The 15,229-nt window shown below is 51.8% G+C and carries 9 protein-coding genes; 2 read left to right on the top strand and 7 right to left on the bottom strand.

Annotated features, from left to right (window positions below):
* Positions 1–162 precede the first annotated feature (162 nt).
* The gene (locus tag JOD24_RS02325) at positions 163–2,709 is read right to left on the bottom strand and encodes a transglycosylase domain-containing protein (protein WP_429246253.1); all 2,547 of its coding nucleotides are present in this window, start codon (positions 2,707–2,709) and stop codon (positions 163–165) included.
* Between the two features lie 195 nt (positions 2,710–2,904).
* On the opposite strand from JOD24_RS02325, the gene JOD24_RS02330 reads away from it, so the two are divergent.
* Positions 2,905–3,078, top strand: a complete 174-nt coding sequence (locus JOD24_RS02330; protein ID WP_380166233.1) for a hypothetical protein — start codon at positions 2,905–2,907, stop codon at positions 3,076–3,078.
* Between the two features lie 327 nt (positions 3,079–3,405).
* Here JOD24_RS02330 and JOD24_RS02335 read toward each other — a convergent pair whose 3' ends face one another.
* From JOD24_RS02335 to JOD24_RS02350, 4 genes are all read right to left on the bottom strand, one after another.
* Positions 3,406–5,082 carry an esterase/lipase family protein gene (locus JOD24_RS02335; RefSeq protein ID WP_380166231.1) on the bottom strand — a complete coding sequence of 559 codons (1,677 nt, stop codon included), beginning with the start codon at positions 5,080–5,082 and terminating at the stop codon, positions 3,406–3,408.
* A gap of 112 nt (positions 5,083–5,194) precedes the next feature.
* On the bottom strand, positions 5,195–6,106 hold the full coding sequence (locus JOD24_RS02340; RefSeq protein WP_380166229.1) for an RluA family pseudouridine synthase: 912 nt from the start codon (positions 6,104–6,106) through the stop codon (positions 5,195–5,197).
* Between the two features lie 92 nt (positions 6,107–6,198).
* Complete coding sequence (locus tag JOD24_RS02345; RefSeq protein ID WP_380166227.1) at positions 6,199–6,657, bottom strand: helix-turn-helix domain-containing protein; 459 nt, start codon at positions 6,655–6,657, stop codon at positions 6,199–6,201.
* 486 nt (positions 6,658–7,143) lie between these two features.
* Complete coding sequence (locus JOD24_RS02350) at positions 7,144–8,835, bottom strand: transglutaminase-like domain-containing protein (protein WP_429246254.1); 1,692 nt, start codon at positions 8,833–8,835, stop codon at positions 7,144–7,146.
* 471 nt (positions 8,836–9,306) lie between these two features.
* Here JOD24_RS02350 and JOD24_RS02355 point away from each other — a divergent pair, with 471 nt between their 5' ends.
* The gene (locus tag JOD24_RS02355; protein WP_429246255.1) at positions 9,307–10,653 is read left to right on the top strand and encodes a helix-turn-helix domain-containing protein; all 1,347 of its coding nucleotides are present in this window, start codon (positions 9,307–9,309) and stop codon (positions 10,651–10,653) included.
* Between the two features lie 189 nt (positions 10,654–10,842).
* On the opposite strand, the gene ligA is transcribed toward JOD24_RS02355, so the two are convergent.
* Entirely contained in the window at positions 10,843–12,855 is a 2,013-nt protein-coding gene (gene ligA / locus JOD24_RS02360; RefSeq protein WP_429246256.1) for an NAD-dependent DNA ligase LigA, read from the bottom strand.
* Positions 12,856–13,042: 187 nt separating this feature from the next.
* Complete coding sequence (pcrA, locus tag JOD24_RS02365) at positions 13,043–15,226, bottom strand: DNA helicase PcrA (RefSeq protein ID WP_380166219.1); 2,184 nt, start codon at positions 15,224–15,226, stop codon at positions 13,043–13,045.
* Positions 15,227–15,229 lie beyond the last annotated feature (3 nt).

Here is a 15,229-nt window from a genome sequence, read left to right on the forward strand (position 1 = left end):
GTCCTTGGGCTTCTCCATCTCGATCCGTCTACTGACTATACCTGTGTCTATAGTACTCCAATTCTTCCTTTATATCCAATAGATTTCCTTTTCCAATCACTTCATACAAATGCACAAAAAAAGACCGGTCCCTTCGGACCGATCTTGCTTAGACCGTTATCTTCACCACGGCCATTCGTTATTCCCTTCATCTTCATTTTCACCCTGATCACGGCCGGGGGGACGATCCCCTTCCGGAGGAGGAGGGAACACGTCACCGCCGTTGGGATTCTGATCCTGTCCCTGATCCTGGGGTGGTTCCTCAGTCTCCTCCTCTTCTTCGCCATCCTCTTCAGGTGGCTCTTCCTCCTTTGAAGTGATGCGGATCGTCATCACATTGGAGGGTTCGGACTTCTGGTTCTCGGAATCCTCTGCCTTGGTATCGATGGCGATCACTCGGTAATGGTAAGACTTCTCTCCACCATCAGGTACTTCAATATCGCTGTCAGTATAGGAGCCATCCGAAGTCTCACCGATGGCATTCCAGTTGGAACCGTCTTCCGAACGCTCCACCTGGTATTTCAACCGGCTGGAGGCATCGGACCACTGCAGATTCACCTGGGAACTGCCGTCAAATCCACCCCTGAGGTCCGTGATCGGCTTCAGTTCAAAGGGCGGCTCGGGTTCCGGCACGCCTGATGGTTTCTGGAACATCTGGGGCGACTGCCCTTCCAGAGCTTTGCTCATCACATCTTGGAAGATGGGGGCTGCGTAACCACCACCGGAGAGCTCCACATCGTTCTCATTGTTTTTGTCGTATTGGTTGAACACCGTGACCGCGCCCACATACTTCGATGTATAACCCACAAACCAAGCCTCTTTGCTGCTCTGAGTGGTCCCCGTTTTCCCAGCCACTTGATGACCTGGGATCTGGGCGTTGGTCCCGGTTCCTTCCTCGACGTTATTCAGAAGCATCCGGGTCATGTACCAGGACGTTTTGGGATCAAACACCTCATGCTTTTTAATCGGTTTCGCTGGCTCGAGGACCCGGTTGTTCTCCTGGGGAGCCACGATCTTGACCACAGCATGTGCGTCCTTGGTTGCCCCCGTCATATTGGCGAAGGTGGCATAGGACTGGGCGATCTTGACTGTGGTGGTCCCTTCGGTCATCCCACCCAGGGCCAAGGCGGCATAACTGCCTTTATCCTTGTCATCCAGCTCGATCCCCGCTTTTTTCGCATATTCTGCTGCTGCCGGCAGCTTCACCGTATCCTGTAAGATTCGGATGGTGGAGAGGTTCAAGGAGTTGTTCACCATTTCTTGCATCGGGATATCTCCATAAACCTTACGACTCATGTTCTTCGGTTCCCAGTCACCGATTTTGATCGGCTCGTCCTTCACCATCGTGAATTCATTGAAATTATGATCCTTGATCGCCGGACCGTAAACGGTGATCGGCTTGATCGATGACCCCGGCTGCCGGTTGGTGATCGACCAATTGTAGAATCCCGGCTTGTAGTCACGGCCACCGCCCACAGCCACGATCTCCCCGGTTTTCGCATCGAGGAACGTCATAGCGGCGTTCAGTTCCTCCGGCTTCAATTTCTGGCCGCTATCCTTGTCGATAAAATATTCATCCTTCTCCAAGGCTTCTTCTGCCGCCTTTTGCATCTTGGGGTCCAGGGAGGTGTAGATCTTGTACCCTCCGTTAACCAGATCCTTTGAATCGATCCCCGGATAACGCTCCTCGATTTCATTGAGGATCAGACTTTTATAAGCGTAGTATTTGCTTCGTTTGAGGTGCTTTTTGGCTGCGTCCTTTTTGACACCCAGGCCCATCTTTTTATACTTTTCCGCTTCCTCCTGGGTGATCAACGCACCGAAGGGAGCTTCCGTCTCCTCTGCCATCTTGTTCAGCACCACATTGCGACGGAACTTGGCTTTCTCCGGGAAGTTGAAGGGATCGTAACCGTAAGGTGCCTTGGGTAACCCCGCCAACATGGCGATCTCATGGGGTTCCAGCTTCTCTTTGGTAATATCTTTGTCAAAGTAGATCTTGGCCGCCATCTTGATCCCCTGCACGTTATTCCCGAAATCGATATAGTTGAGATAGGTCTCCAGAATCTTAGATTTCTTTACTTCTTTCTCCAGACTCAAGGCGGCCATCATCTCATCCAATTTTCTGGAATAAGTCTTCTTCCGGTCTTTGATCACCGCGTTCCGGGCCACCTGCATGGTGATCGTCCCGCCACCTTCAGCTTTGCCCAAAGCGACGATGTTCTTGACCACCGCCCGTCCCATACTCCAATAGTCTACTCCGTGGTGATTGTAAAAACGCTCATCCTCCACTGCGACAAAAGCCTGGTATAATTCCGGAGACTTCACATCTTTCAGTTTTACATACTCCCGGTTCGTGGAGCCGAGTTGCATCACTTTTTTTCCGTCACGATCATAAACGGTAGACGAGCTTTCCATACTCTTTTTAACTTCATCCATGTTGTAGGTCTTGGCACTCATCAAAACTGCAGAACAACCTCCGACCACCAACAGGAGCGTGGTCATCAAGACCAGCAAAATCCATTTTTTGTTGAAGAAACGGAAACGTTTCCCGTTGCCGCCTCCTTGACCGCCCCGGGAGGAACGGCCCGCAAGGGAACGACGTTTCGTTTTGCGGCCGGTGCTACGTGACCGCGACGGTACGCCCCCCGACATCGTCTGATATTTATCCATCACTTCAAACCCCCTGCATCCCATCATTTCCCGGTTTTGTCTGTAATTTCAATTAGATTACGAGAGCTGAGAATAACGGCGAAATCTTTAATCTTCAAAATCCAATAGTTTCTGGAAAGGTCTCACCCTAGGCAAACGTATCAACCTCTTTCTCCGCTTCTTTCCGTTATGGTATAGTGGGAACGAGGTGATTCCATGAACACCCAAGCAGCGGTGTTTGCCTGCCGGTTTACTGGGTTCATCGGCATCCTCGCATCCCTCCTCTTCTGGAAAATGTACGGTCTCACCGGTCTGTCCCTGGGACTGGCCGGTTCGCTTCTCTGGTTTGGCCTCGGCCTGTACTTTCAAAAGACAGGTGGGAAAGGATAATGCCTGTATGAAATAAATACCCTCTCATTATAACGTAACCGGGATAAAGTTTGTTGCAGAATCTCCGTTTTGTTACAAAACCACTGTTTGTATGTACAGTGGTTTTTGTGTTATGCAACTTCTCACGAAAGAACGCGGCCATTTCCCCATCACCTGTCTGGATAGTCCAAATTCCCAGTTATCAAAAAGCCAAAAAAGAATTTTAAGTCGCTGCCGCCATCCCCATCGAGTTGATTCAAAATTTGGTTCGGAAGCGTGTCAGGTCATTCAGTATGGATGTGAAAAACCCGCCAAAAAGGCGGGCCAGACTCCATTTTTGATAGAGAGTCACGGAAGGTGGAAGGAACGGATTACGGTGCGCTGAAAGTTTTCTCCTTTCTCATTGACTCCCTGAACATCCACCGTCAAATTATAAACGCCAGATTTCGCCAACTTCGGAAGATGACCGGTGAAAGAAGATCTCTTTTCCCCTGTCTCATCCAGTTTTCCGTGAAAACCCTCAGCTTTCATTTGGTGAATGCTACCCGCCTTCGACGGAATCAGGTGAACCTTCACATCCTCCGGTTTCGCTTTCCACCCTGGGGGCAGTTGCACCCGAACCGGAACATCCTGTCCGGATTTTCTCGAAGCTGGGACATCCACTTCAACCCCGGCACTGTCCATCCAAGTTGCAGTCAACAGATATGCATCCTCTTTTTCGGAAACGAGACGAACCTTCCATTGTCCTACCTCTGGATCCGAGATTCGGTAACCTTGGACAACCGCCCTGCGAAAGATTCCCTCATCTGCTTCGGTGCGGTAGTATGGAGCACTCTGGGGGTCGTATACCTTACCGGAGGGAGAGATCAAGCGGACTTCAGCCGATGGATCTCCGGTCATCAGATTGAAAATCGCCTCTCCCACCCCTGATTCCACAGCTATCTCTTCTTCCACTGGAGTGCCTGCAGTGAGGGCGTCTCCACGAACTACCTGCTCCGAACCCTTGGAATTCTTCGCATCAGCGGCAGAGGCCGCCACTTCCTTCAGCGCTTCCGAATCCAAAGTGGAGGGGGCAACGGATCGCAACGTAGGTTCGATCTGAGGGAAAGCGGTACTCCCCATCCGAATATTATCATGATCAAAAGATTCTGTAAAAATATGCTGTCCATAGGGGAGGGAGGTACTCCAGACATTGACCATTCCATCGTTATCTCCATGGGGTGCCAAGTAGGCTCCACCCGCCCACAGAGCGGAGAGGAAAGGTCCCCAACTAGTGCCGGCAGAGGTATGGTAACTGTTTTTGCCGACGTGGGTGTGAGAATCCGTCACAGAGCGAAATTCATCCATATAGCCCGTCTGTAAGGATTCAGTCCCCGCATCTCGCACTCCCAACAGTTCCGCCAACCAGCCGGCCCACCAACTGTAAGCAAGATCTGCCAAATGGGAGCCCCCGTGGGGAGAACCGAGGGTGATCACTCGACCGACATGGGGATGCGCTCCGGAATGGATCAAGGCGGCCTGGGTGTCGATCCCTCCCTTGCTATGGGCAACGATATTCACCTTTTCGCCGAAATGTTGCCGAATCTCACCCAATTGTTGAGCCAGCAGGGCTCCATTGTCCCACATGTCTGCCGCATCCCCGCCGGCGGAATCGTATAACTCCACAAAGGCTGTGCGATAACCGTGATGATAGGCGTAATCATACATATCGTTGGCACCGTGGTACGCCGTATCCTCCCACCAGGAACTGGCCTGTCCGTGCAACCCCTGGACAAAGACGATGGGAGGTTTGCTCTCGTCCAAATTGGGAGGCGTCTCTCCCACAAACCAAGTCCCCGGTTCACTACCGGCGCCCCCACCTCCTTTGCCGCCGTCTTTCTCGACTTTGGCCGGAGGTGGTACCACGCCAGCGGGCTGCGGCTCCGGTGCTTCAGCTGTGGAGACCGCTCCCAGCTCACCGCCCGCTGGGATCAACAACAGAACGGCTATCGACAGTACTCCTGCCTTCCACATACTCCCCTTCAAAGTAAACACCTCATTTCAAATGGATTCAGGCGTGTGAATGATCTCCATTTCAACCACTCCAAGGAGACCATTCGCTTTGCAGGGGAGTATTTCCTGTCTATTTTTTAATGATTTACAATATTCTATATGGTGGCAAAGATTCCATCAGCAGGTGAATATCCTTCGGCAATGGAGATTCCCAGACCCGCTTTTCCCCATCCCGAGGATGAATCAATGAGAGGCGCACCGCGTGTAACGCCTGTCGGTTGATGCCCGTGGCCTGTCCACCGTAGAGGGTGTCACCGATCAGCGGATGTCCCAGATGGGCCATGTGAACGCGGATCTGATGGGTTCGCCCTGTCTCCAGATGCAACTGAACCAAGGTGACCTGGGACCATCGTTGCACCACCTGATAATGGGTACAGGCGGCGGCTCCCTCTGAGGAGACCCTACGTAGATGAGGATTTTCCCATGAACGAGCAATCGGTTCCTCCACCCTTCCCTCTTCCTTTTCAAGCCGGCCGTGAACCACAGCCAGGTACTCCCGTTGATAGCGTTTCCGTTGCATCTGACCGGATAGAACCGCATGGGCATGGGGATGTTTGGCAAATACGATCAGACCGGAGGTATCCTTGTCTAACCGGGTGACCGGACGCACGAGATGAAATTCTCCCCGTTCTCGCCAATAGGCGGCCAATCCGTTAGCCAAGGTCCCCCCTGCATAGTTCCGGGTGGGATGAACCACGATCCCCGGCTGTTTATCCAGGATGATCAGATCCTCATCCTCATGCACCACTTGGATCGGGAGAGGTTGCGGTTTCACTCCGTCACCTGTATCCCCTGGGAGAAATACAGCGATCTGATCCCCTGCGCGTACCCGGGAGGTAAGATAGACTGCCTTCCCATTCACTTCCACCGCTTCTGCCATCTTCAGACGACGGAACATGCGGCGGGAAAAACGATATCGATTGCGAAGCAATTGCCTCACCATCTTGCCCTCTTCTTCTTCCTGGACCTGATGGAGATAATCCGGTTTTCGGTCCATAGACTCCCTCCGTTCACACCTGAATCGAAATTAAGTATATCATTCTCCGGACCGGCTCCTCCCTTCCAGGGTAGCGTGTTCGCTACCCAGGGTTATGAATCCATATATTTATCTTTTAATTGATCCGAGCCTACCCCACCGAGGATCATCAAGGCTAAGGGTAGAAAATTGGATAGTACTTTGGGGATCCCTTCCGGAATCACAATACTTGTACTCACAAAATGGTGTAACCCCAAGATGATGAGTTTGATCCCCAATAAAAATACCCCTAGTAAAAATATACCGTCAAAAAACGCTTTCCATTTAGGATAAGCCAGCTGCTTACTATCTTGAATCACTTTTTCCTCCAATTTCTTGTCAGCCCTCAACAATTCGTCGATCGTAATCCCGAATAGATCACTCAAATGAATGATCACTTCGATACTGGGATAATTCAACCCCGTCTCCCATTTTGAAACGGACTGACGACTGACATGAATTTTTTCAGCGAGATCCGTTTGGGACCAACCTCTTTTTTCTCGTTCCTTTTTTAATCGCTCACTGAAATTCATGATTCCCCCCCTTCCTGATTTGCCATCATGATTCCACCGATTAGATCAGGCGTGTTGATTCGCCCTATTTTTGGCAGGAAATAAGGTCGGGATGATGGGACGATGAAGAGCCTTTGCGCTTTTTGCAAGAGATCGGAGCCGTCACCCCATCCCCGTCCCCTCAAGCCATATTTTACGATGGAGGCAATGGGAAGAGCGAAAGGGTCGTTTTGTTCCCATCATCCACTTTAGGGTTCATCAACAGCCCTGCGGTTAGATGTGTCTGATCCATCCATAGCTGGAGGTCGGGCCCTCACTACTTGCATGATCAGATATGCAATAGCTTAAGTAAAGATCGTTCTGAGCGCACCCCGACGCAACTTCAGGTTGTCACTCTGTGTAACCTACTCCATCCGGCCTGCGATCCCATCCTCCCCAGAGAAAAACCCTGTGCCCTTGTTATCGGGTCACAGGGCGTCAAGGGATAAACATTGGCCCCAGCCATGCTCAATACATTACACCTGTCCGTTGATGGGTTTTGGATAAAACTGAGGGATCGGGATCGAAATACTTGGAAGTATATCTTTTTACAAACCGATCCTGGGCATCGATATACCCTGCCCCCCAGGTAGGGTCCATCGTGATCCATTTTCCATCCACCTTCACTTCCACCCAGGCATGACGATTTCCGTCAGCCTCACCCTCCACAAAGCGAGCTTCCATATCGATGGAGCGGAGCAGAGCGATGGCGAGAAAACTATAGTCCTGACAGACTCCCTTCTTCTGCTGGAGCGCTTTGATTGCCGAGTCATCATATTTAAAAGCATCTGTCCGGAATTTCCACACGTCGTAGCGGATATTCTGGGCCACATATTGATAGATCGCCATGGCCTTTTCCCGCTCGGTCTGTTTCCCTTGGGTCAAATTCTGGGCCAGTTGCTGAATAGAGGGATCATCTGATTGGATCCCTCGGGAGGGAAGCCGATTGCGCAAGTCCTGATCCGCAGTGTTGTTCACTGTAAAGCGCGCCACCCCGAAAAAGCGGAAATAGTCCCGTTGTTGGTCCGTGATTTCAGGAACATTGACAGTCACTTCGTAGGCCCCTTTGCCAAAGCGGAGCCAGAAGGATCCATCAAACCGGTAATTTTTCACGGGGATGAAATAAGTGGCTTCCTCTCCGTCCTTCTTCGTCTGGACAATCAGATGTTTGGTTTTTGCCGCGTGGGGAGCTTTCGGGTCGATGGAGCCCTTGATTCGGTATTTCATTTCCCCCTTGCCACCTCCGGCGAGAGGCTGCTCCAGTTTGACCCCCCGACTGTCGTAATGCTTAAAATACTCGATCGGAGTGGTTTCCTCCACAGAGCGGTTGTCGACTCGCAGGGTGGCCCCTTCATTGTAGTAGTCTGCCCGTTCCGAATCAGGAATCATCACCGTGAGTTGATGAATTCCCTTCCCGTAAAAAAGCGGGACCCGGGTGTCGAAGGAACCTTCCTGCAATCGTAACAAGTGCTTCCACTCCCGACCGTCCTTTTCCACCCGTACCATCACCTGCTGGGCTTCTCCCTTCTGGATGGAACCTTTCAGCCGGATTTCCCCATCGGCTTGCACATAGCCGTCACCCGGATCTTCCAATTTCAAACCGGCTAGCATACCGGCCCGAGTCATGGCTACTTCCCGATCGATCTTAGGGTTGACATTGATCACTTGAAAGCGGGCCAAATCGTAAAACCGGTCTTCCCGTTCTGCACTGGGGAGCCGGACCGTCACCTGGTACTCCCCTTTACCGGCAAACAGGGAAACCTGGCGGCTGAACTTTCCTTCCTTGTTGATATGAGTGTAAAAGGAAAGGTCCTTTTCATCCGTCTCCCGCTTCCCCTTCACCTTTTCCACTTCAATCCAGACAAAGTCAGATTGAAAATCTTCGTATTCTTCCACAGTACCGTCTACCCGGAAATGGGAATTGACAGCAAAACGTTGATATTGAGGCGAGGAAAGAGTCGCACTCACCTCATCAGCGTACGGTTTCAGTTTCAATGGGGTCAAAGACAGTTGCTCATTCTTTTCCGCCGCAACACGGTCCCAACGATTCAAATTGGGTTCCGCCTCCGTCTGAAAAGCGGACATGGGATTGCAACCGGCGGTTACGATCACTGCCATGATAGCCAGCAGGACCCCCCCGGTCAGAAGGATCTTTTTCATCGATTTCCCTCCATATTGAAACCCCGACACACGGAACCGGGGAATATGGGTGGGGCCGCCAGCCCCTAAAAAACCTCTCATCATTATATCAACGATCTGCCTGAAATCACCAATGAATTTGGCAAAAAAAAAGGCACCTGACCACAGGTACCTTCCATATAGAAAGACCAAGACCTAAAAAACAGAAGAACATCGCAATACCCAGACCTAAATGGATCGGCTGAGTTCACCGATCGCCGGGCCCGATTATATCATACTATAATTTTGCGAACCTATGTTTTTAAAAATTCGACCCGATTCGACATTATTATCCCCTGATTTCGGGGGTTATAAGCGATTTCCTTTTAAGTTTTTAAAACTTTCCGCTGTTCCCCCTTCCCCTTCCCCTTCCCTGTCCACAGTTGACAGCGTATTGGATAGAAGTAAGATTGTAATAATGGCCAGTTTCTGTTTTTCATAAAGTATCTTGCATTGATTGAAAGGAGGGAACAAGCCATCGGTCTAGGAAACAATATCCGATACAGAAGAAAGGAACTGGGGCTGACCCAGTCTGAACTTGCCGAGGGGATTATTTCCGTACCTTACCTGAGTCTGATCGAAAATGAAAAGGCACATCCCAAACCGGATATCCTTTCCCCCCTCGCCAAGCGTCTCCATTCCTCTGTAAAAGATCTTCTCGGTGTCATCGATGCAAAGGATCTTCGCCGGGCGGATTTTTTGATTGATAAAATCCGCACCTCCCTAATGTATGAACGATACGGTGAAGCCAAAGCTTCCCTCGAGGAATTGAAAAAACTCTCCGGGAAGACCCCTGATCAACGGGTTCATATGAAAACCGATTTGATAGAAATCAATTTTTTAATTCATTTTTCCAAAAAAGAGAAATACCAAACCAAATTGGCCGCTTTCGAACAGAGGTGGGGAGACCCCAAGGAAGATATCAACCTGCGAGTCTGGTATCTGCGCATAAAAGGAAACATTCATTTTTTGCATGACATGTACGATCAAGCCCTTCTTTGCTACAATCAGGCGGAAAAACTGCTCCCCCAAGTGACGGATGACACTGAAAAAGCCTATATCTACGGGAATCTGGGTAAAACCCACCTGACCCTTTCCGATCCCGCCCTCGGCATTCTATACACGGAGAAAGCGATCAATATCATGCTGAAGCAAGATCGTTGGCTGGAAGTGTGCTCCATGTTCAACACCCTGGGTGCTTGTTACACCAACAAGGGAAATTTCCAAGGAGCGATCGAGTGCTTTGAGCGGGTTCTCCGGATCGCCGACCAATTTAAGTTCTCCAACATACTGATTTCCCGCACCTACCATGAACTGGGGGTCTGTTATCTGCGGTTGGAGGATTGCAAACAGGCGATCTACTACCTGAACCGATCACTGGAAGTGGTTAGTCCCAGTTATCTGCCGGCTTGGGAAGAGGGATTCGTCCACCAGATTTTGTGTCAAACCTACTTGAAAACCGGGGACTTGGATCAGGCGCAAGTTCATATTGAAAAGGCGATCCCTCTGCTGGAATCCCGGGAACGCCTCAAGTCCGAATGTCTGATTTTTCTGGGGCAAATCTACTATCATCGTGGAAATTACCAGCAATTCATCCGCTACTACCAGGAAGCGATCCAATCTTTTCTCCGTTTGGGTACCCCGGAAAACACGGCCCGGGCCACCCACACCCTCGGCAAACATTACATTCAATCAGGAAAAAACGACGAGGGGGTTCGCTACCTTCTGCAAGCGGTGGACCATTATCACCAACTTCTCCCCTGCACCAACTTCGAAGTGGATCTGTCTGAAAAAAAATGACCCGACCCGAAGGCAAAGACCCAGCAAGTCAGGCCACCCGAATCCCCGGTGGCCCGACTTGGTATACAGGAATAATTCCTGCCACCTCGCCTCAGCCGGAATGAAATCTGGCGGGGATTATCAACCACAGATCCTGGTTACTGTGCCTGTAGTACACAACGGTGCCTGGGCACTTTCTCTTCCCCTGATTCACTCCTCCAACATCCGCAAAAAGGTCTGTTCATCCACGATTTCCACCCCAAGATCACGGGCTTTTTTTAGTTTGGAACCCGCCTTTTCTCCAGCGATGACATAGTCGGTGCTTTTACTGACACTGCCGGTCACCTTACCCCCCTGCGCTTCGATGCGGTCGGCAGCTTCCTTGCGAGACATGGATTCCAATGTCCCAGTGAGAACCACGGTTTTGCCAGCGAAGGGGCTGTCTGAATCCGCCTGCTGTACCGGTACGGGCCCCTTATACAACATATTGACCCCTGCTGCTTCCAGGCGGCGGATCGTCTCCTTCACTTCCGGTTTAGCAAAATAGGTCTCGATGCTTTCCGCCATTTTGGGCCCGATCTCGTCGACAGCCTCCAACGCCTCCCGGTCCGCCGCCATGATCGCTTCCATCCCACCGAAATGCTGCGCTAAAATCTGGGCCCCCTTGGCACCGACAAAGCGAATCCCCAGACCGAAAAGCAGTTTTTCAACTGAATTTTGCTTGCTTCCTTCGATGGCCGCCAAGAGATTTGCCACCGATTTTTTCCCCATCCGCTCCAGGGGGAACAAGTCCTCCGCCTTCAGATCATAAAGATCCGCGGGTCCTCGAAGGAGGTTGGCGTTGAAAAGCTGAGTGACCACCTTTTCCCCGAGTCCTTCGATATTCATCGCTCCTCGGGAGACAAAGTGAATAATCTCTTCCCGGGTCTGGGCGGGGCATTGGGGGTTGATGCAACGTAAGGCCACCTCCCCCTCCAACCGGACAAGTTCACTGCCGCATTCGGGACATTCTGTCGGCATCCGGTAGGGTTGCTCCTCTCCGGTGCGACGCTCTGGAACGACACCGACCACCTCTGGAATAATATCCCCCGCCTTTTTCACAATCACATGATCCCCCAGCAGGATCTCTTTTTCCCGGATGAAATCTTCATTGTGAAGGGTAGCCCGCTGGACGGTGGTACCCGCCAAGATCACCGGATCCAACCTGGCAGTAGGGGTGATGGCCCCAGTCCGACCCACATTAATCTCAATGCCCCGCAGGACAGTGACACCTTCCTCCGCGGGGAACTTGTAGGCAATCGCCCAGCGCGGGCTTTTAGCGGTGGTACCCAGCCGTTCTCTCAGCTCCAAGTCATCCACCTTGATCACAATGCCATCAATGTCATAACCCAACTCTTCCCGGTGTTCCCGCCAATGATCAATAAACTGCATCACATCATCGATTCCCTTGACAGTCACCCGCTCCGGGTTCACCTTCAGCCCCCACTGGGACAAGCGATCCAAGGATTCGGTATGAGTCTTTGGCCTCTCTGAACCCTGGAGTCCCTCCATTTCGTAGAGGAAGATATCGAGAGCCCGCTCTGCAGCCAGTCTGGGATCCAACTGTCGCAGGGCTCCCGCTGCCGCATTGCGCGGATTGGCAAACAGGGTCTCGCCGCGACTCTCCTTCTGCTTATTGATCCGTTCAAACTCCTTTCGGGGAAGAAAAGCTTCTCCACGCACTTCTAGAGTAACTTGATTCCCCAGCCGCAGGGGTAAGGAGCGGATCGTCTTCAGATTCTGAGTGATGTTCTCCCCGGTGTTGCCGTCCCCCCGGGTGGCGCCGCGAACCATCACGCCCTCTTCATAACGGATGGAGACCGCCAACCCGTCAATCTTCAACTCACAAACATAGTTCACCTCGTCCACTTCGCCCAACCGGCGAATCCGTCGGTCAAACTCCTGCAACTCCGCAAAGTTAAAAGCATTAGCCAGGCTCAGCATCGGCTGAGTATGCCGTACCTTTTCAAAATAGGGAAGCGGTTCCCCGCCGACACGCTGACTGGGGGAGTCCGGGGTGATGAGCTCCGGGTGTGCCTTTTCCAGATCGAGTAGCTCCCGCATCGTGGCATCATATTCCTGATCACTGATCACCGGCTCGTTCAACACATGGTAACGATGGTCATGCTCATGGATTTCCCGGCGCAGGACCTCGATCCGCCGTTCTACTTCTTTCTTCTCCACGCCATCCTTCCTCCCTCTCTCACACCTTTAGGGTGTTTCTGATCCATCCATGGCTGTGACCCGTCGGGATGGAGTGATCCGTCACCTTTCGTTATTCCGACAGCCAAAGGGATTCTACGGAAGACCCACCCTCCCGCTGGAACTCCCACATCACACTCCTTCCGAAACTAGAATTCCCATACATACCTTAAATCTTGGTGACAGGGGCAAACTGGGCTAACAACCTTTTCACACCTGTGGGGGCGGGAAAAGCGATATTCAACTCCAGATCCTGCCCTTCCCCTTGCACCTTGACGACGGTACCGACTCCCCATTTCTTATGATTCACCTTGTCCCCTACACCCCAATCCGTCTCCGTATCAGGGTTGGGGCGAACCGGCCCCTGGCGCAACACCGGCTTTTGCAAAACCGCCGCCGGTTTTCCGACGGGCTCCACCAGTTCCTGTGGAATCTCCCGCAGGAAAATGGAGGGAGGATTGGCGCTGGTCTGGCCGAAGAGCATCCGCATCTTCGCTCGGGTGAGGTACAATTTCTCTTCCGCCCGTGTGATTCCCACATAAGCCAGCCTCCGCTCCTCCTCCAGTTCCTCAGGGTCGTCCAAGGTACGGCTGTGGGGGAAGATCCCCTCTTCCATCCCCACCAAGAACACCTGGGGAAATTCTAGCCCTTTGGCGGAGTGCAGAGTCATCAGGGTGACAGTATCCTCTGGAGTCTCCCCTTCATCTTCCAGTGTATCCACATCGGAGATCAAGGCCAAATCCGTCAAAAAGGCTACCAAAGATTTATCTTCGTTTTTCTCTTCAAACTCCCGGGTCACAGATAGAAACTCATCGATGTTTTCTAGGCGGGTGGCCGCTTCCACCGTCTCTTCCTTTTTCAGTTCTTCCCGATAGCCCGTCCGTTCCAGCACTTCTTCTGTCAACTCTCCCGCCGACAGATATTCCAACATCGCATTCAGCTCTTTGATCAAGCTGGTGAATCTCTCTAAAGGCCGGAGAAAGCGGTTGGAGAGGCCGATCCTCTCTACCTCCAGGAGCGCTCGCATCATGGAGATCCCCTCTTGGTCGGCAAAAGCTGCAATTTTGTCCACCGTAGCCTGTCCAATCCCTCGCTTGGGCACATTGATCACCCGACGCAAGCTGAGATCATCGTCGGGATTGACCAGAAGCCGCAAATAAGCCAGCAGATCTTTGATCTCCTTCCGCTCGTAAAACTTCAGCCCGCCTACCATCCGGTAGGGGATGTTAGACTTCATGAACACTTCTTCCAGCACCCGGGATTGGGCATTGGTCCGGTACAAAACCGCGAAACTCTTGTAATCCTTTCCCTCCTTCCGCTCTTTTACAACCGTGTCTGCCACAAAATAGGCTTCCTCATGTTCATTCTCCGCTTCATAGAGTTGCACCGGCTCCCCGGATAAATTCTCTGTCCACAGATCCTTCGGTTTGCGCTCCATATTGCGAGCGATCACCCCGTTGGCTGCCTTCAAGATCGTTTGTGTGGAGCGATAGTTTTGTTCCAGTTTGATCACTTGGGCCTCAGGATAATCCCGTTCGAAGTGAAGAATATTGGTGATGTCTGCTCCACGAAAACGGTAGATAGATTGATCGGAATCCCCCACCACACACAGGTTGCGATGATGTTCCGCCAACAGGCGAACCAGCACATACTGTACATGGTTGGTATCCTGGTATTCATCCACGTGGATATATTGAAACTTCCTCTGATAATAGTCCCGCACTTCCGGCACCTGTTGGAACAGGCGAACGGTCTCCGTCAGCAGGTCGTCAAAATCCAGGGATTGATTGGTGCGAAGCTTGTCCTGGTAGGATTCAAAGACCTCCGCCGCCAGTTCCTCCATGTAACTTTGGGCCCGATCCTTCATGTCCTGGACGGAATGGAGCTGGTTCTTCGCGTTACTGATCCGGTTTAATAATCCCCGAGGGGGAACCTGCTTCGGATCCAGGTTCTTCTCTTTCAAAATCTGTTTGATCACTGTCAGTTGATCGGAACTGTCCAGAATGGTGAAATTGCGGTTGAAACCGATCCGGTCAATATCCCGACGCAGGATGCGAACACACATGGAGTGAAAGGTGGAGATCCAGATCTCCTCCGCCTCAGCTCCAGCCAAGGCGTGGATCCGGTCTTTCATCTCCCGAGCCGCTTTGTTGGTAAATGTGATCGCCAGGATGTTCCAGGGGTGGATTCGTTTCTCCGATAACAGGTAGGCCACCCGGTTGGTCAACACCCGCGTTTTTCCACTGCCAGCCCCGGCCACGATCAGAAGCGGGCCTTCCGTTGTCTCCACTGCTAGTCTCTGGTCGGGGTTCAATCCTTGGAGAAGGGAGCCCTTCGTCCAGGTGTTTTGCATTCT

Origin of the sequence: Kroppenstedtia sanguinis, from assembly GCF_050433445.1 — a bacterium.
Classification (GTDB): domain Bacteria; phylum Bacillota; class Bacilli; order Thermoactinomycetales; family DSM-45169; genus Kroppenstedtia; species Kroppenstedtia sanguinis.